Raw genomic sequence first — 17,305 nt, forward strand, 5'->3', positions numbered from 1 at the left:
CTCCGTGAAGCGGGCCGGGCCGGTCAGGCCCAGGGATCGAGGATGAGTTTGGGTGCGGCGACGCGGCCGCCGCGCAAATCGGCGAAGGCCGCCGCGCCCTGCCCCAGGGGCCGCGTTTCGGCCCAGTCGAGCGGGCCAAGGCGACCGTCGAAAATCGCCTGCGCGGTGTCGCGGAAATCTTGTGCGGTGTAGGTGTAACAGCCCAGGAACGTGATTTCCTGAAGAGTCATGCGGCGGATGTCGAGCCCGCCCTCGTCCTGACCCAGCCCAACATGGGCGATCACGCCGCCCGGCGCGACCAGGCTTGAGGCGGTGGCGCGGGTGGTCCCGAAGCCGACCGCGTCGATCACCACCGGGAAGCTGCCCTGCGGCGCGGCCACACAGGGCAGCGCGCAGACTTCGGACAGATAGGCGCGGCGGGCGTCGTTGGGCTCGGCCACGGTCACGTCCTTCACGCCCATGGCCTTGAGAGCGAGCGCGGCGGCAAGGCCGATGGCGCCGCCGCCGAGCACCAGCGCACGCGGGGCCGGCCAGTCACCCAGACGGGCAAGCGCCAACCGGACGGCGTGCCAGCTGACCGCCAGAGGCTCGGCCAGTGCGGCCTGGCTCAGGGGGACGTGGTCCGGCACGGTGACGAGGTTTTGCGCGGGCATGGTGACGAATTGCGCGAAGGCGCCTTCGCGCGGGGGCATCGAGATGATCTGGCGGTTCGGGCAGATATTTTCGCGCCCCGAGGCGCAGGCGTGACAGGCGCCACAGGTGACGAGCGGGTTGATCGTGACACGTTCGCCGTCGCGCGCGCCGCCCTGGATGGTGCCGGCGGCCTCGTGCCCGAGAATGAGCGGCGCGGGGCGGCGGGCGTCGTGGCCGAGATAGGCATGCATGTCGGAGCCGCAAATGCCCACCGCCTCGATCCGGATGAGGTGCTCGCCTTCGGCTGGCGTGGGATCTGGCCAGTCGCGCAGGGCGAGGGTTTCGATGTCCTCAAAAACGAGCGCCTTCATTTCGCGGTGAACCCTCCGTCGACCATGAGGACCTGCCCGGTGACGTAAGCCGACGCCTCGGAGCACAGAAAGAGCAGCGGGCCGTCGAGATCGGCCATCTCGCCGTTCCGCCCGATGCAGGTTTGCGCCGCGTTGCGCGCGGCGCGCTCGGGGTCGGAAAAGACCGACTCGGTCAGTTCGGTCGGAAAAAAGCCGGGACCGATGGCGTTGGCGGTGATGCCGCTGCGCGACCATGCCTCGGCCATGGCGCGGGTCAGCTGGGCCACCCCCGCCTTGGCGGCGCCATAGGCGATCCCGCCCGGGAAGGCGCGGGTGGTCTGCAGCGAGGCGAAATTGACGATGCGGCCCCATGCCTTGTCTTTCATGGCCGGCACGAGGGCCTGCGACAGAAAGAAGGGCGCGGTGAGGTTGAGGGCAAGAGTGGCGTCCCAGCCCTCTGGCGTGACGTCATCGGCAGGCTCACGCGTGTTGAGGCCGGCGGCGTGGACCACGATATCGGGTGCGCCGAAGGGCGCGGAGATGGAGCGGACGAGATCGGGGATCGCGTCGCGGTTGGAGAGGTCGGCCGGCAGGCTTGCCGCGGCCGGGCCGATCTCGGCCGCGAGCGCCTCGAGCGGCGCGGCGCGGCGGGCGAGGATCACCACCCTGGCCCCTGCCCCGGCCAGAACCCGGGCGGCGTGTTGGCCAAGGCCGGAACTGGCCCCGGTTATGCAGGCGACGCGGCCTGTCAGGTCGAACAGGCCGGCGGGATCAGCCATCGGCGCTGAGATCGAAATTCTCGCCCGGGAAATACTTGGCGAGGCGCACGTCGGCGGCGCGCGCGTGGCCTTCCATGCCTTCGAGCCGCGCAATGCGCGCGGTGGCCTGCGCCACGGGTTTGGACCCTTCGCGGGTGGCGCGCTGCCAGGTGACGATCTTCATGTATTTGTGCACGCTGAGCCCGCCGGTATAGCTCGCGGCGCCGGAAGTGGGCAGCACGTGGTTGGTGCCCGCCGCCTTGTCGCCGTAGGACACGGTGGTTTCCTCGCCCAGGAAAAGCGAGCCATAGCAGGTGAGACGATCGAGCCACCAGTCGAGATCGGCGGCCTGCACGGTCAGGTGCTCGGGCGCGTAGGCGTCCGAGGTGGCGGCCATCTCTTCGCGGTCGGCGCAGAGGATCACCTCGGCATAGTCGCGCCAGGCGGCGAAGGCGTTGTCGCGGTTTACCTCGGGGAGGTCGTCGATGAGCGCCGGGACCAGCGTCATGACCTCTTCGGCCAGCGACCGGTTGTCGGTAACAAGCCAGACCGGCGAATTGTAGCCATGCTCGGCCTGGCTGACGAGATCGGTCGCCACGATCTCGGGATCGGCGCCGCCATCGGCGAGAATGAGGCTGTCGGTGGGGCCGGCGATCATGTCGATGCCGACGCGGCCGTAGAGGATGCGCTTGGCCTCGGCCACAAACTGGTTTCCTGGGCCCACGAGAATGTTGGCGCGCGGCAGGCCAAAGAGGCCGAAGGTCATCGACGCGATGCCCTGCACGCCGCCCATCGCGAGGATCTTGTCGGCCCCGGCGCGCTGTGCGGCGTAGACGATGGCGGGCGCGATGCCAACGCCCGGGCGCGGTGGCGAGCAGGCGGTGATATGCCGGCAGCCCGCGACCTTGGCGGTGGTCACGGTCATGATCGCGCTGGCCACGTGGCTGTAGCGCCCGCCGGGCACGTAGCAGCCCACCGCATCCACCGGGATCGCCTTTTGCCCGGCAATGAGGCCCGGGACGATCTCGAGCTGCACGTCCGACACGGTGGCCTTCTGCGTTTCGGCAAAGCGGCGCACGTTGTCGTGTGCGAAATCGATATCGGCCTTGAGCTTGTCCGGCACCTGCGCGCAGGCCGCCGCGATGTCGTCGTCGTTCAGAAGGATCGCCCCCTCGTAGCCGTCGAAGCGCGCGGCGTATTCGAGTGCCTTGTCGTCTCCGCCCGCCTCGATATCGGCGAGGATGGACTTGACCGTTTCATGCACTTCCGAAGCGTCGGATTTCGCGGTCAGGGTGGCTTTCTTGAGGTATTCGCGCGTCATGGCGGGCGGGGTCCTACTTGTAGATTTCCGGAAGAAGCGTCGTCGACAGGGCGGGCACATAGGCGATGAAGAGCACCACCACCAGCATGCACAGGACGAAGGGCACGGCCCGCGCGGCGATCTTGAGGATCGACTCGCCGGTGATGCCCGACACCACGAAGAGATTAAGCCCAAGCGGCGGCGTGATGAAGCCCACGCCCAGCGCGGTGATCATCATGATGCAGAACTGGATCTCGTTCATGCCGATATTGTCAGCCAAGGGTTTCAGGATCGGCGCGAGGATCACGATATTCGGCGTCGTTTCCATCACGCAGCCGGCGGCGATCAGGATGCCGATCATCAAAAGGATGAGCACCCAAGGCTCGTCCGTGAGGCCGGTGACGGCGGTGACGAAGCCCTGCGGCACGCCCATGATCGCCAACGCCTCGGCCAGCGGGGCGGAGAAGGCGATGATGGGCAGGATAACACCGTTGACCTTGGCGGAGCTGACCAGCATGGCGGGGAAATCCGCGAAGGTGAGCGTGCGCAGGATGAAGCCCATGATGATGGTCACCACAACGGCGGTCGCACCCGCCTCGGTCGGCGTCAGGCGGCCCGAGAAGATGCCGTAGAAGATGATGCCGGGCACGATGAAGGCATACCAGCCCGAGCGCAGCGCGCGCCCCAGATTGCCGAGCCATTCGCCAAAGGACATGTTGCCGCCGCCCTCATAGGCGTAAAGGCGGTTCATGATGATGTTGGTGACAAGGATCGACACGAGGATCGCCAGACCCGGGATCAGGGCCGCGAGAAAGAGCGTTGAGGCGGAGATGCCCAGCACGAGGCCGATGATGATATAGGCAATGGAGGGCGGGATCAGGATGCCGGTACAGGCGCCCGCCGCCACCAGCGCGCAGGCATAGGGGCGCGGATAGCCCGACTCGACCAGCCGGTCGATGGTCATCCGGCCCACGGCAGCGGCGCCCGCCGCGTCAGAGCCCGAGATCGCGGCGAACATGCCGCAGACCAGCACTGTGGCCGACCCAAATCCGCCCTTGGCGAAACAGGTCAGCGCCTCGGCCACGTCGAGGAATTTTCGGGACAGCCCGGTTCGGACCAGCACGTCGCCGGTGAGGATGAAAAGCGGCACGGCGGTGAGCGCGAAGGCGTCGATCCCGGCAAAAAGGCTTTCGCCCACGAGGCTGAGCGGCAGGTCGCCAGACATCATCAGCATGAGGATCGCCGCCGAGCCGATGGCCGCCCAGACCGGCACCGCGAGTGCGATCAGCGCCACGAAGAGGATCACCGGAAGGTAGAAATCCCAGCCGAGCTCGACCGTTTGGTTCATCGTGTTCCAGAGCATGGGCCTAGCCTTCAGTCAAAGAGCTTGTCGCCCTCGAACACGGGCGTGCCGTACCGAAGGGATTGGAAATCGCGCCAGAACGACTGGCACAGGCGCCAGATCATGAGCGAGAAGCCCACCGGCAGGGCCATCAGGAACCAGACCTTGGAAATGCGCAGCCCGTCGGTGACCGAGCCGAACTTGGCCGAGACATGCACGGATTCGAACGACCAGTAGAGCGCGATGATGGCCACCACGAACATCACCAGATCGCCCAGGATATAGATCAGCGCCTTGGTGCGCGGTCCGAGGTAATGCATGATCACGTCGATGCGGATATGCGCGCGTTCCTTGACCGCCGCCGCCGCGCCGATCCAGGCGAGATAGATGAAGGAATAGCGCACGATCTCTTCGCCCCAGATCGAGGAATACGAGAAGATCTCGCGCCGGAGCACCTCGATCGCCATGGTGATAACGAGCATCACGTAGAAGACGAGCAGGAGCCAGCGTTCGGCGTCGCGGTCGATGAGGCGCAGCGTGGACATGGGCGTGCATCCGGTTTTTGGCGGGATCAACCCGGCGCTGGGGCGCCGGGGCCTTGGGCCAGAGGACGGCGCGGCAGATCCTCCGCCGCGCCAGCCCGGTCAGGCGTCGTGGACGTAGTATTTGCCCTGCGTGCTTGCGGCCTCTTCCAGCTTGGCGAAGGCGTCCATGGAGCCCGCGAGCTCGGTCTTGAACTCGTCCCATTCGGACCGCTGGTAGCCGCCTGCCTCTTTCCACTCGGCCAACTGGTCGTCGGTCAGCGAATGGAAGGCGACACCGGCCTTGCGCAGCTCGGCCATGGCGTAGGCGCGGGCGGACGGCACCTTGGCGAGGTTCTGGTGCGCGGTCATTTCGGCCGCCCACATGATGCCTTCCTGCACGTCGCCGGGCATGGAGTTGAACCACTCAAGGTTGCACGAATAAACCTGGCTGTCCGGCACGGCCTGGGTGAAGGTCACGTGGCTGAGGATGTCCTTGAAGCCGAAGACGTAGAGCGCGCCCACCGAAGGATCGAGCGCGTCAGCCACGCCCTGCTTGATCGCTGACGGCGTCTCGCCCCATGCGACCGGCGTGGGGTTGGCGCCGACCATGCGGTAATACTGCTGCAGCATCTTGGAGCCCGGCACGCGGAATTTGATTCCCGACAGATCCGCGGGGCTGATGACCGCGCCCGCGCCCCCCTTGCGCACAGCGATCACGCGCGGGTCGATGTTGACGTAAAAGAGCGCCTTGAATCCGTTGGCCTCGACCTTGGGGTGCACCTCGGCCTTCCAGTAGTCGGAATTCACGAGGTTTGTGAAGCGCTGGTTGGAGCCGCAGAGATAGGGCATGTTGATCAGGTCGACGGTGGACGCGAAGGGCGCGAAGTTGGACAGCGAATGCTGCGCCGCCTGGATCGTACCGCCCTGCACCTTCTGCACGAGGCTACCCCCCGCGCCAAGCTGGCCGCCCGGGGCGAGCTTCACATAGACCTTGCCGTTGGTGGCGTTCTGGATGTTTTCCTTCAGGTCAAGCTGCATGATCGGGTAGCTGCGCGAGGCGCCCAGCACATAGGCCGTGGCCACAGTCATCACGTGATCGGCCGCCTTCTCGCGGTCGCGCTCTTCGTTGGCGGTTTGCGCCGCGGCCGGGCTCGACCAGAGCACGCCGCCGGCGCCCGCGACCATCGCGGCGGTGAACGCGCCCGTGGCCGACAGTTTCAGGAAATTCCGGCGCTCGGCTGAGGCCAGCTCCTCGTCATACTTATCCATCTTTTTCCTCCCTAAAGACCTTCAGCCGCCGTTCTTGTTTTTTCGGTCAGCCTCTTTTTTCAGAATTGCCACGACAAACAGGATCGATGCCGCGAACAGTACCAGCATTTCGCCCACATCCCCAAGGAACGCCGCCCCCGCGAACGCGCCCAGCGCGACATTGGCGAAGTAGATCACGAAGACGATGGCGGAACCGGCGAGAAACATGCGGATGCCCCTGAAAGAATCGCTTGCCAGATCAATGTAAGCGCTTACATGATCGTCTGGCAAGCGCCGTGATCCGGCCCGAGGCCCCCCGCCCGCAGCCGGATGCCCGCCGCTGGCGGAGGGGAGATGACCGATGGGACGCATGAGATCCGGACCCACGCTTGACGATGTGGCACGTCGGGCCGGCGTATCGACGGCCACGGTGTCGCGCTGTCTCAACAGTCCCGACCGCGTGGTCGAGGAGACCCGCGAGCGCGTTCTGAAGTCGGTCGAGGCGCTAGGATACACGCCTAATTTCGCCGCGCGGGTGATGGCCGCGAAACGCACCTTTACCATCGGCGCGATCATTCCGACGATGGAAAATGCCATCTTCGCGCGCGGTCTTCAGGCCTTTCAGGAAGAGCTGCACCGGCGCGGCTATACCCTTTTGGTGGCGAGTTCGGCCTATCGCCCCGAGGTCGAGGCGGAGCAGATTCGTGCCTTGGTGTCGCGCGGGGCGGACGGTCTTTTGCTGATCGGGCACGAACGGCCCGGGACGGTCTATGACTATCTTGAACGTCAAAGCGTACCGGCGCTTGTGGCTTGGTCGCACGATGCCGGGGCGCGGCTGACCTCGATCGGGTTCGACAACCGCGCCGCGATGCGCGCGCTTACGCGCGAGGTGATTGCACAGGGGCACAGGCGGCTGGCGATGATTTCAGGCGTGCAGGCAGGCAATGACCGCGCGCGGCTTCGGGTCGAGGGGTTTCGCGACGCCGTGGACGAGGCCGGCCTGGCCGCGATGCCAGTGGTCGAAACGCCCTATGAGATCGAGCATGGCGCGCAGGCTTTCGAGGATCTGATGGCCCTGCCCCTGCGCCCGACGGCGGTTCTTTGCGGAAATGACGTGCTTGGCGCGGGCGCGCTCCGCCGGGCGCAGGACATCGGCCTGGATGTTCCGCGCGAAGTGTCGATCACCGGCTTCGACGATATCGAGCTGGCGCGGATCGTGTCGCCCGCCCTGACCACCGTGCATGTTCCACACCGGGATATGGGCCGCAAGGCCGCGCGCGAGCTGATCGACATGGTCGAGGGCAAGAGCCAGGGACGCTCGGAGACGCTTGCCACGGACCTGCGCCTGCGCGGCTCTCTCTGCCCGCCCGACCCTGCGATCGGCTAAGCGTCGCGCAGCGCAGGGCGGCACCAAGGATTTTCTGGGAATGCGTCGGATCGGCACTACGTTGGGTTGTGATACCTGCCCAAACAGTGGAGCCTTGCGATGATTTCCTTCGACCTCAATGGCAAAAAGGTCTCTGTCGACGTGGCCGAAGATACCCCCCTGCTGTGGGTGCTGCGCGACGAGTTGAAGATGACCGGAACGAAATTCGGCTGTGGTATCGCGCAATGCGGCGCCTGCACCGTGATGCTGAACGGCATGACCCGCCGGTCCTGCGTGACGCCGGTTTCCGCGGTCGAGGGCAGCAGCGTCGAGACGATCGAGGGGCTGGAGGGCGACGAGGCAAAAGCCGTGCAGGACGCCTGGACGGGGATCGACGTGCCGCAATGCGGCTGGTGCCAGTCTGGCCAAGTGATGAGCGCGACAGCCCTTCTGCGAGAGATGCCCAAGCCCACCGACGAAGACATCGACAACGCGATGGCCGGGAATATCTGCCGCTGCGCCACCTATGTGCGCATCCGCAAGGCCATTCACGACGCTGCCGACAAGCTGGAGGGCTGAGACCATGACCAAGACATTTTCCCGCCGCAACTTTCTGGCCTCTTCCGCTGGTCTGGTCATCGGTGTCACACTGCCCCTGAAGGGCCGCGCGCAATCGGGCGCCGAGGCCGCGATGGGCGGCAACGCCACGCCCGGCGAAACCGGCAGTTTCGCCCCCAACGCCTTTGTGCGCATCGCGCCCGATGATACGGTGACGGTGCTGGTCAAGCATATCGAGTTCGGCCAAGGCCCCTATACCGGCCTGTCGACGCTGGTGGCCGAGGAACTGGACGCCGACTGGAGCCAGATGCGCGCGGAAAGCGCGCCCTTCGACAACGAGCTTTACAAGAACCTCGCCTTTGGCCTGCAGGGCACGGGCGGATCAACTGCGATCGCCAACTCCTACACCCAGATGCGCCGCGCCGGGGCCGCCGCGCGCGCCATGCTGGTCGAGGCCGCCGCCGCCGAGTGGGGCGTGCCAGCCGGAGAGATCAACGTCGAGAAAGGCATGATGAGCCACCCAAGCGGCAAGTCCTCGGGCTTTGGCGCCTTTGCCGAGAAAGCGGCGCAGATGAGTCCGCCGGAGGAGCCCACGCTGAAAGATCCCAGCGCCTTCACCCTGATCGGCACGGATGTGCCAAAGCTTGACAGTCGGGCGAAATCGACCGGTCAGGCCGTTTTTTCCATGGATGTCTATCGCGAGGGAATGGAAACCGTGGTGCTGGCGCGACCCGACAAGATCGGCGCCACTGTCGCCTCTTACGACGACAGCGCGGCGAAGGACGTGCCCGGCGTCACCGCCATACGTCAAATCCCGCAGGGGATCGCGGTTTATGCCCGGTCGACCGCCGCCGCGATCAAGGGCCGTGAGGCGCTTGAGATCGAATGGGACGACAGCACCGCCGAAACGCGCAGTTCGGACGAGATTTATGACGCCTTCAGCCGCGCCGCCGAGGATGGCGGGCTCGATGCCGAAGTGATCGGTGACGGCGCAGGCCCGATCGCGGGCGCGGCGCAGGTGCTTGAGGCGGAGTTCCGATTTCCCTATCTCGCCCATGCCGCGATGGAACCGCTCGATGGCGTGATCGAGGTGACCGAGGATGGCGTCGAGGCCTGGGTCGGCTCGCAATTTCCGTCGCTCGACGTGCCCACCATCGCGCAGACGCTGGGCGTCGATCCGGCGACGGTGAAAATGAACGTGATGCTTGCCGGCGGCAGTTTCGGGCGTCGCGCACAGGACACGGCCCATTTCGCCGCCGAACTGGCCGAGATCGCCAAGGCCGCCGGCGGCACCGGCGCGTGGAAGCTGATCTACACCCGTGAAGACGACATGACCGCCGGGTATTACCGCCCGCTGACCGTGCACAAGCTGCGTGCGGGTCTGGATGAGAGCGGCGGCCTCGTCGGTTGGGAAAACGTGATCGTGAATCAGTCGATCATGGCCGGAGGACCGATGGCTAGCATGATGCAGGACGGGATCGACCCCACCTCGCTCGAGGGCTCGACGAAGATGCCCTATGACTTCGCCAATGCGCGCGTGGGCTGGGTGCAGGCAGAATCGCCCGTCAGCGTGCTCTGGTGGCGCTCGGTCGGGCATACGCACACCGCCTATGCTACCGAGGTTTTCCTCGACATGGTGCTGGAGGCCGCGGGCAAGGACCCGGTCGCGGGGCGGCTGGAGCTGCTCAAGGACGACGCGGGCCGCGACCGCGCGGTGCTGGAAAAGGTTGCCGAGATGGCCGGCTGGGACGGCGAGCCGGTCAAGGGCGGCAAGGCCTATGGCGTGGCGTTGCACGAAAGCTTCCGTTCTTACGTGGCGCAGATCGCCGAGGTCTCTGACGTGGACGGCATGCCCAAGGTGCATCGCGTGTGGTGCGCCATCGATTGCGGCGTTGCGGTGAATCCCAACGTGGTGCGCGCGCAGATCGAAGGCGGGATTGGCTTCGGTCTCGGCTCTGTCCTGTTCGACGAGGTGACGCTGGGCGAGGGCGGCACGGTGCAGCAGAAGAATTTCGACACCTACCGCATGCTGCGCATCAACGAGATGCCCGAGGTGCTTGTCGAGATCATCGACAGCAGCGCCGATCCCACCGGCGTGGGCGAACCGGGCACACCGCCCATCGGACCGGCAGTGGCAAACGCGTGGCGGGCGTTGACCGGCCAGACGGTCACGCAACTGCCGTTCACCCGCGCGACGGAGGCATAGGACTATGTGGAAACATCTGACCTTGCCCTTTCTCGTGGCCGCGCTCGCCGCGCCAATGGCCAGCGCCGAGACCGTCGAGGGCCTGCGCACGCCGGACGCCTTCGACACCATCGCCGATGATACCGAGCGGTCGGTGGCGCTTTTCGAGGAGATGCTGCTGGTGATCGAGCATCCGCGCTGTCTCAATTGTCATCCGGTGGGCGACGCGCCGTTGCAGGGCAATCTGGCGGCGCACCAGCCTCCGGTCGTGCGCGGCGCCAACGGATTCGGCCGGCCGGGCATGCGTTGCAGCACCTGCCACGGGGCCGAAAATGTCGCCTATGCCGGGCCCAAAGGGTCGATCCCCGGTCATGAGCCGTGGCATCTTGCGCCGCTGAGCATGGGCTGGGTCGGCAAGAGCGCCGCCGAGATCTGCGCGCAGCTCAAGGACGAAGAGCGCAATGGCGGCAGGTCGCTTGCGGAGCTTCACACGCATAATGCCGAGGACGGGCTGGTCGGCTGGGGCTGGAATCCCGGTGCCGGGCGCGAGCCTGCACCCGGCACGCAAGAGGTTTTCGGCGCTCTGACGAAGGCATGGATCGACACAGGGGCGGCCTGCCCCGAGGCCTGACGCCCCCGTGCCGTAGGCCGTGCTTCAGCGCGGCCTTGTGGGAGTGGGCTTACACTGCCCACCCCTAAATGCCTTGCGGGTGGCACGTGGCCACCCGCGCCCCCTTCCCTGCCCGGCCTTGCCGGGCTATGTCCCCGGTCATGCTGAAACTCACCTCTCTTGCGGATCTGGTTACGCTGGACGCAGACACGATCATCGACGTGCGCAGCCCGGCGGAATATGCCGAGGATCACCTGCCCGGTGCGATCAACCTGCCCGTGCTCGACAACGAGGAGCGCGCTAGGGTTGGCACGATCTACAAGCAGCAATCACCGTTTCTGGCGCGCAAGATCGGCGCGGCGCTGGTGTTCCGCAACGCCGCGCATCACGTGGAGACGCGGCTGGCCACGCATGACGGGGGCTGGCGCCCGCTGGTCTATTGCTGGCGGGGCGGGCAACGATCCGGCGCGTTCACCTGGATGCTCAAAGAGATCGGGTGGCGCGCGCAGGTCCTTTCGGGCGGATACAAATCCTACCGGCGCCTGGTGGTGCGTACGCTTTACGACGCGCCCTGGCCGGTGCCGGTGATCCAGCTGGCAGGCTATACCGGCACCGCCAAGACCGAGCTTCTGGCGCGGGTGGCGCATCACGGGGTGCAGATGCTCGACCTCGAAGGGCTGGCGCGCCATCGCGGGTCGATCCTCGGAGATCTGGCCGAGCCGCAGCCAAGCCAGAAGGCATTTGAGACCGCGCTGGCGATGGAACTGCAGGGGCTTGATCCTGCGCGACCGGTGCTGGTCGAGGCCGAAAGCAGCACTATCGGGGATATTACCCTGCCGCCGTCGCTTTGGGCGGCGATGAAAGACGCGCCTGTGATCCAGGTTAAGGCGCCGCTGGAGGCCCGGGCGCGGTATCTATCCGAAGTCTATGCGGATGTGCTGGCCGACCGGGCGCGGCTGAAGGAAAAGCTGCACCCGTTGCGGCGGCACCGCGGGCACGCGTTGATCGACGGGTGGAACGACCTGATCGACGCGGGCGAGATGGTGACGCTATGCCGAAGCCTGGCCGCGGATCACTACGATCCGGCCTACGAGAAATCGAGCGGGCCGCTGACGCCGCGTGTGGCGCGGACGATTTCGGTGCCGGCGCTGGACGACCCCGCGCTGGAGGCGGCGGCAGCGCGGATCGCGGCGGCGGTTCAGGAGATATCCAGCACGCCTGCGCGGTCGGTGATCTGACCGATGATGGCCGCCTCGATCCCCTGAGCGCGGAGTTTTTTCACACAGGTTTTCGCGCCTTTGCCCACGCAGGCCAGAAGCCCGCCGCCGGTCTGGGGATCGAAAAGCAGATCGGTGCGCGGGTCCTCGGGGATATGGGGAAAGGCGGCCTTGTTCTGGGGATAGAGGGTGGAGCGGACACCGTCGCGCGCAAGCTCAAGCGCGCCCTGCATCAGGGGGATGCTCTTGAGATCGAGGTCGGCGCCGACACCGGAGGCCGCGCAGATTGCCTGCAGATGACCGGCAAGGCCAAAGCCGGTCACATCGGTCATCGCGTGGGCCTCCTTCAACAGCTCTGCCGCCGCACCCTGCGGCTGAGCCATGACAGAAAGGGCGGCGGCCACGTCGGCGCCACGCGCCTGCCCGGCCATGTCCGCGGCCATGAGAACCCCGCTGCCCAGAGGTTTTGTCAGGATAAGCGCATCGCCCGGCTGTGCGCCGTCTTGGGTGATCGGCGCGCGCTCGCAAAGCCCGGTTACCGTGAAACCGATCGTGAGTTCAGGACCAAGCGTGCTGTGCCCGCCGACGAGGCGCGCGCCGGCCTCGTCCAGGATTTCTGAAGCGGCCTGCGTGATTTCGCGCAGGCTGCGCGCGGCGAGGTCGGGCGACTGGCGAGGCAGGATGATCGAGTCGAGCGCCGCCTGCGGCGTGGCCCCCATCGCCCAGATATCGCCCAGCGCGTGGACGGCGGCGATACGGGCCATCATCACCGGATCGGTGACCATGGCGCGCAGGTGATCGGTGCTGATCACCTGCCGCGCGTCGCCGGTCGTCAGGATCGCGGCGTCGTCCGTCGGCGCGTCGCCCGGCAGAACCGAAAGCGCGTCCCGCAAGGCCCCTGCCCCGACCTTGGAGCCGCAGCCACCACACATCGGCTTCGCGCCGACCGTCTCGGACAGGCCCGCGGCGCGGGGCCATGGCAGCGCTGGGGGCAGTGCGGGATCGGGCGTTTCGAACTTCTGCATGAAGCGGCGATCGATCCAGTCTTTCCAGCGCCAGAGAAGCGGTCCGGAGAGAACGTGGCCATTGCGCTCGGCCATGGCGGATTTCTCGCCTAGCGAGATCAGCTTGAGATAATCGCGCTGCGGGCGATAGGGCTTTTGCGCGCCCGCGCCGGAGAGGGCCGCGCGCAGGTTGTCGAACAGGACAGGGGCCTGCCGGACCGCAAAAACCCCGGCCTTGGGGCGCGGCGCGTCGGTCATGTGGGCGCAATCACCCACGGCATAGACCGTCCCGACGCGACTGCGCAGCCGGCTATCGACGGGGATGAAGCCCCGTTCATCGGCCAGCGTGGATTGCGCCAGCCACGCATGCGGGCGCGCGCCCGCCGCGCCCGTAATGAAGTCGGCCTCGATCTTTTCGCCACCTTGAAGTTCGACGGCATGGGCCGTGATCCGCGTGGGCGTGGCGTTGTCCCGGACTGTTACGCGCAGGTCGTGAAGCGCATCCCGCAGTCGGGTCTGTGCCACGGGTCCCAACATGTCGAGCGCCCGGCCCCGGTCAAGCAGCGTGATCTCGGCCATGCGCCCGTCGGTCCGCAGGGCGTGGGCCATCGCCATCGCCAGTTCCGCGCCGGCGACGCCGCCGCCGATCACCGCGACGCGGGCCGGGCCGCTGCCCTTGCGGAAGGCGGCCCAGCGCGAGGCGAAGGGGCCAAGCGGCTTGGCCGGCATACCATGTTTGGAAAAGCCCGGCAGATCGGGCATCGCGCTGGTGATGCCCACATCGACCGAGGCGACGTCGTAGGCGACGTCGGGCCAGCCTTCGACCTTGATCAGTCTGGCTTCGGCATCGATCCCGGTTGCGGGCGCCATGATGAGACGCGCCCCGGCACGGCGGCAGAGCCGCACGAGGTCGATGTCGAGCTGATCGCGGGTGTAATGCCCGGCGATATGGCCCGGCAGCATCCCCGAATAGGCCGCCACGGGACCCGGGTTGATCAGCGTCACGCGCACGCCCGGCAGCGGATTCATCGCCCACGACCGAAGGACGAGCGCATGGGTATGCCCGCCGCCGACAAAAACCAGATCGCGGGAAAAGGGGTGGGGCTGATCTTGCATATCGCGGCCTGCCTTTCGCCTTTTCGAGTAGCACCGCGCGGAGAGGAGGCCAAGCGCAAGGACGCTCACGATCGGGTCAGGTCCGCTGCCCGATTTTCCGGTGCGGACCGAAGGAATCTGGTATACCAGCCCCGGAATCGGTTTTTCTTGATCGCCGCGCTGTGCTAGCTAGGTCGTTACGGAAAACATGTTGACCCAAATTCAGGAGTTGTCGTGTCGCTCTTTCTGATCGTCGCCTTGCCATTCCTTGGGGCGCTTCTGCCCGGTGTCATGATTTCCGCTGGACGACAAACCTGCTCCGGCGTGACCTTCATGGTGACGCTGGCGGCCTTCATCGGATTGCTGACGAACCTGCCGGCGGTTCTGGCCGGGGAGGTGGTGACGACCGGGTTCGAGTGGATCCCGCTCTTGGGCCTCAACGTGACGCTGATGCTCGATGGGTTGGGCTTTTTCTTTGCCATGCTCATCCTCGGCATCGGCCTTCTGATCATCGCCTATGCGCGGCTTTACCTTAGCCGCGAGGACAATATGGGTGAGTTTTTCACCTATCTGCTCTTGTTCCAAGGCGCGATGGTGGGGATCGTCCTGAGCGATAACATCTTGCTATTGCTGATTTTCTGGGAGTTGACCTCGCTCTCGTCCTTCCTGCTGATCGGGTATTGGAAGCATCTGCCCGAAGGCCGGCAGGGCGCGCGCATGGCGCTGGCCGTAACCGGAATGGGGGGCCTCGCGATGATCGGCGGCATGCTCATCCTTGGTCAGATCGTCGGCAGCTATGACCTGAGCGTGATCCTGCAGAACCGCGAGCTGATCCAGGCCGATCCACTTTACGTGCCGGCGCTGATCCTGATCCTTCTGGGCTGTTTCACCAAATCGGCGCAGTTCCCGTTCCATTTCTGGCTGCCGCACGCGATGGCCGCGCCGACGCCCGTGTCGGCCTATCTGCACTCCGCCACAATGGTGAAGGCGGGCATTTTCCTGATGGCGCGCATGTGGCCGGTGCTGTCGGGCACGCCGGAATGGTTCGTGATCGTCACCACGGCGGGTCTGATCACGATGGTGCTGGGCGCGATCATCGCGCTTTTCAAGCATGACCTGAAAGCGCTGCTGGCCTTTTCGACGGTGTCGCATCTGGGCCTGATCACGATGCTTCTGGGCACCGGGACGGCCTTTGGCGCGATGGCGGCGGTCTTTCACATCCTCAACCACGCGACGTTCAAGGCCGCGCTCTTTATGTCGGCGGGCATCATCGACCACGAAGCGCATACGCGCGACATCCGGCGGCTGGGGGGCCTGCGCACGCTGATGCCGATCACCTTCGTGATTGCGACGCTGGCATCGCTGTCAATGGCGGGCATTCCGTTCTTCAACGGCTTCCTGTCCAAGGAAATGATGCTGGAGGAGGCCACGCACACGGTGCTTTTCGGCACCTGGTGGCTGGTGCCGGCGCTGGCGACCTTCGGCTCGGTCTTTTCGGCGGCCTATTGTTTCCGCCTGATCGGCCATACCTTCCTTGGCCCGGTGCGCGACGACTATCCCCACAAGCCGCACGATCCGCCAGCGGGCATGTGGCTGCCGCCTGCACTGTTGATGATCCCTGTGATCGTGATCGGCGTGGCGCCGTTCCTGGTACAGGATTTCGTGTTTCTCGTGGCCAAGTCGGTGATCGGCGGGGTGGAAAAGCTTGACGTCAAGTATATCAAGATCTGGCATGGCCTTGTGCCGGCGCTCTTTATGTCGATCATCGCCGTGATCGGCGGCCTGATCCTGCTGGCGCTGTTCAAACCGCTTCTGCGCGCTTGGGATACTGCCCCGCGCCCGGAGGCAAAAGAGATCTTCGAGGGGCTGATCGCCGCCGTGGTCCGGCTGGCGCGCGCGGTCATCGCGCCGCTGCATGACGGGGCCTTTACCCGCTATGGTGCGATCATGGCGGTGACCGTGGTGGCTGCCGCGCTGCACGCCTATTCGACCGGCACCATCGGCGAGGCCGTGCGCGCCATGCAACCGGTGACCGAGGTGGCGGTCGCGGGCTGGGCGATGCTGGTCGCCGCCGCGCTTGCGATGGTTTTCCTGCACCGCAATCGTCTGCTGTCTCTGATCCTGATCGGGATCGTGGGCCTGATGGTGTCCGTCGGCTTTATCTTCTTCAGCGCGCCGGACCTCGCGATGACGCAGATCACCGTCGAGGTGGTGACGATCATTCTGATGCTGCTGGCGCTCAATTTCCTGCCCAACCGCACGCCGATCGAAAGCACCGTGCTGCGCCGCACGCGCGACGGTGCGATCGCGGTGGCGGGCGGTCTCGCCACAACAGCGCTGGCGATGCATTACCTTCTGCGCGAAAGCGTGGCGCAGCCGATTTCCGAGTTCCATCTCGCCAATTCCTACAAAGGCGGCGGCGGCACCAATGTGGTGAACGTGATCCTCGTCGATTTTCGTGGCTTTGACACGTTTGGCGAGATCATCGTGCTGGGGATTGCGGCGCTTCTGATCTATGCCCTGACCGAAACGCTTTTGAACGGGCCGACGCGGGCGCGGCTGCTGAACCGCAAGCCCGATCAGCCGCGCGCGGGCGACATGCATCCGACGATGATGGTGGTGCTGACGCGGGTATTGATGCCGGTGGTGATGATGGTGGGCTTCTACATCTTCCTGCGCGGCCATAATGAGCCCGGCGGCGGGTTTATCGCGGGCCTTGTGGTCAGCATCGGCGTGGTGATGCAATACATGGCCAGCGGCTTTGGCTGGGCTTCGGCGCGGCTGCGCTATCCCTATCACGGAATCATCGGCGCGGGCGTCCTCATCGCGGGATTGACCGGCATCGGGTCGTGGTTCGTGGGCAAGCCGTTCCTGACCTCTGATTTCACCTATGTGCGTATCCCGCCCTTCCAGGAATTCGAACTGGCGACGGCGGCGCTTTTCGATCTGGGTGTATTCCTTGCGGTGGTGGGCGCGGTGATGCTGTCGCTGGAAAGCTTCTCGCGCCTCGCGCGGCGCGCGCATGTGCCGGATACCGAGCACGCGATGGATATCGATCCGTCACGGGACGATCCGCCCGATCCCAAAGATCCCGTCGCGCAGGGAGGGCAGTAAC

At 65.9% G+C, this 17,305-nt stretch carries 14 protein-coding genes; 6 read left to right on the top strand and 8 right to left on the bottom strand.

The features are described 5' to 3' along the window. Window positions 1–23 precede the first annotated feature (23 nt). From EZV60_RS15140 to EZV60_RS15170, 7 genes are all read right to left on the bottom strand, one after another. The gene (locus EZV60_RS15140; protein WP_135506446.1) at window positions 24–1,004 is read right to left on the bottom strand and encodes an alcohol dehydrogenase catalytic domain-containing protein; all 981 of its coding nucleotides are present in this window, start codon (window positions 1,002–1,004) and stop codon (window positions 24–26) included. After that, entirely contained in the window at window positions 1,001–1,762 is a 762-nt protein-coding gene (locus EZV60_RS15145) for an SDR family NAD(P)-dependent oxidoreductase (protein WP_135506447.1), read from the bottom strand. The genes EZV60_RS15140 and EZV60_RS15145 overlap by 4 nt, the downstream gene beginning before the upstream one ends. Further along, the gene (gene hisD / locus EZV60_RS15150) at window positions 1,755–3,062 is read right to left on the bottom strand and encodes a histidinol dehydrogenase (protein WP_135506448.1); all 1,308 of its coding nucleotides are present in this window, start codon (window positions 3,060–3,062) and stop codon (window positions 1,755–1,757) included. Before hisD ends, EZV60_RS15145 begins: the two co-directional genes overlap by 8 nt. 13 nt (window positions 3,063–3,075) lie before the next feature. Beyond that, complete coding sequence (locus tag EZV60_RS15155; RefSeq protein WP_135506449.1) at window positions 3,076–4,404, bottom strand: TRAP transporter large permease; 1,329 nt, start codon at window positions 4,402–4,404, stop codon at window positions 3,076–3,078. A gap of 11 nt (window positions 4,405–4,415) precedes the next feature. After that, a complete protein-coding gene (locus tag EZV60_RS15160; RefSeq protein ID WP_135506450.1) occupies window positions 4,416–4,928 on the bottom strand; it encodes a TRAP transporter small permease in 513 nt (170 codons plus the stop codon). Window positions 4,929–5,027: 99 nt separating this feature from the next. Then, window positions 5,028–6,176 (bottom strand): TRAP transporter substrate-binding protein, encoded by a 1,149-nt coding sequence (locus tag EZV60_RS15165; RefSeq protein ID WP_135506451.1) that lies wholly within the window; start codon window positions 6,174–6,176, stop codon window positions 5,028–5,030. A gap of 21 nt (window positions 6,177–6,197) precedes the next feature. Then, a complete protein-coding gene (locus EZV60_RS15170) occupies window positions 6,198–6,383 on the bottom strand; it encodes a hypothetical protein (RefSeq protein ID WP_135506492.1) in 186 nt (61 codons plus the stop codon). A 133-nt stretch (window positions 6,384–6,516) separates the two neighbouring features. On the opposite strand from EZV60_RS15170, the gene EZV60_RS15175 reads away from it, so the two are divergent. The 5 genes from EZV60_RS15175 to mnmH all read left to right on the top strand — a co-directional run bounded on the left by EZV60_RS15175 (window position 6,517) and on the right by mnmH (window position 12,112). Continuing rightward, a complete protein-coding gene (locus tag EZV60_RS15175) occupies window positions 6,517–7,542 on the top strand; it encodes a LacI family DNA-binding transcriptional regulator (protein WP_135506452.1) in 1,026 nt (341 codons plus the stop codon). 99 nt (window positions 7,543–7,641) lie between these two features. Next, window positions 7,642–8,100, top strand: a complete 459-nt coding sequence (locus tag EZV60_RS15180) for a (2Fe-2S)-binding protein (RefSeq protein ID WP_135506453.1) — start codon at window positions 7,642–7,644, stop codon at window positions 8,098–8,100. A gap of 4 nt (window positions 8,101–8,104) precedes the next feature. Then, window positions 8,105–10,285, top strand: a complete 2,181-nt coding sequence (locus EZV60_RS15185; RefSeq protein WP_135506454.1) for a xanthine dehydrogenase family protein molybdopterin-binding subunit — start codon at window positions 8,105–8,107, stop codon at window positions 10,283–10,285. A 4-nt stretch (window positions 10,286–10,289) separates the two neighbouring features. Then, window positions 10,290–10,895, top strand: a complete 606-nt coding sequence (locus tag EZV60_RS15190; RefSeq protein WP_135506455.1) for an Isoquinoline 1-oxidoreductase subunit — start codon at window positions 10,290–10,292, stop codon at window positions 10,893–10,895. Between the two features lie 140 nt (window positions 10,896–11,035). Then, window positions 11,036–12,112, top strand: coding sequence for a tRNA 2-selenouridine(34) synthase MnmH (gene mnmH / locus EZV60_RS15195; RefSeq protein WP_135506456.1), 1,077 nt, complete (start codon window positions 11,036–11,038; stop codon window positions 12,110–12,112). Here the strand turns inward: mnmH and selD are convergent. Beyond that, window positions 12,073–14,211 (bottom strand): selenide, water dikinase SelD, encoded by a 2,139-nt coding sequence (gene selD, locus EZV60_RS15200; RefSeq protein ID WP_135506457.1) that lies wholly within the window; start codon window positions 14,209–14,211, stop codon window positions 12,073–12,075. The two genes, mnmH and selD, sit on opposite strands and share 40 nt — an antisense overlap. 213 nt (window positions 14,212–14,424) lie before the next feature. Here selD and EZV60_RS15205 point away from each other — a divergent pair, with 213 nt between their 5' ends. Continuing rightward, window positions 14,425–17,304: a monovalent cation/H+ antiporter subunit A gene (locus EZV60_RS15205; RefSeq protein WP_135506458.1), complete on the top strand. Its 2,880-nt coding sequence runs from the start codon at window positions 14,425–14,427 to the stop codon at window positions 17,302–17,304. Window position 17,305: the final 1 nt, after the last annotated feature.

It is taken from the genome of Roseovarius aestuariivivens (assembly GCF_004761875.1).
Lineage (GTDB): Bacteria > Pseudomonadota > Alphaproteobacteria > Rhodobacterales > Rhodobacteraceae > Roseovarius > Roseovarius aestuariivivens.

Bases quoted from the DNA above. Each gene is read 5' to 3' on its own strand.
- EZV60_RS15140 (WP_135506446.1), bottom strand. From the start codon at position 1,004: ATGAAGGCGCTCGTTTTTGAGGACATCGAAACCCTCGCCCTGCGCGAC.
- EZV60_RS15145 (WP_135506447.1), bottom strand. From the start codon at position 1,762: ATGGCTGATCCCGCCGGCCTGTTCGACCTGACAGGCCGCGTCGCCTGC.
- hisD (WP_135506448.1), bottom strand. From the start codon at position 3,062: ATGACGCGCGAATACCTCAAGAAAGCCACCCTGACCGCGAAATCCGAC.
- EZV60_RS15155 (WP_135506449.1), bottom strand. From the start codon at position 4,404: ATGCTCTGGAACACGATGAACCAAACGGTCGAGCTCGGCTGGGATTTC.
- EZV60_RS15160 (WP_135506450.1), bottom strand. From the start codon at position 4,928: ATGTCCACGCTGCGCCTCATCGACCGCGACGCCGAACGCTGGCTCCTG.
- EZV60_RS15165 (WP_135506451.1), bottom strand. From the start codon at position 6,176: ATGGATAAGTATGACGAGGAGCTGGCCTCAGCCGAGCGCCGGAATTTC.
- EZV60_RS15170 (WP_135506492.1), bottom strand. From the start codon at position 6,383: ATGTTTCTCGCCGGTTCCGCCATCGTCTTCGTGATCTACTTCGCCAAT.
- EZV60_RS15175 (WP_135506452.1), top strand. From the start codon at position 6,517: ATGGGACGCATGAGATCCGGACCCACGCTTGACGATGTGGCACGTCGG.
- EZV60_RS15180 (WP_135506453.1), top strand. From the start codon at position 7,642: ATGATTTCCTTCGACCTCAATGGCAAAAAGGTCTCTGTCGACGTGGCC.
- EZV60_RS15185 (WP_135506454.1), top strand. From the start codon at position 8,105: ATGACCAAGACATTTTCCCGCCGCAACTTTCTGGCCTCTTCCGCTGGT.
- EZV60_RS15190 (WP_135506455.1), top strand. From the start codon at position 10,290: ATGTGGAAACATCTGACCTTGCCCTTTCTCGTGGCCGCGCTCGCCGCG.
- mnmH (WP_135506456.1), top strand. From the start codon at position 11,036: ATGCTGAAACTCACCTCTCTTGCGGATCTGGTTACGCTGGACGCAGAC.
- selD (WP_135506457.1), bottom strand. From the start codon at position 14,211: ATGCAAGATCAGCCCCACCCCTTTTCCCGCGATCTGGTTTTTGTCGGC.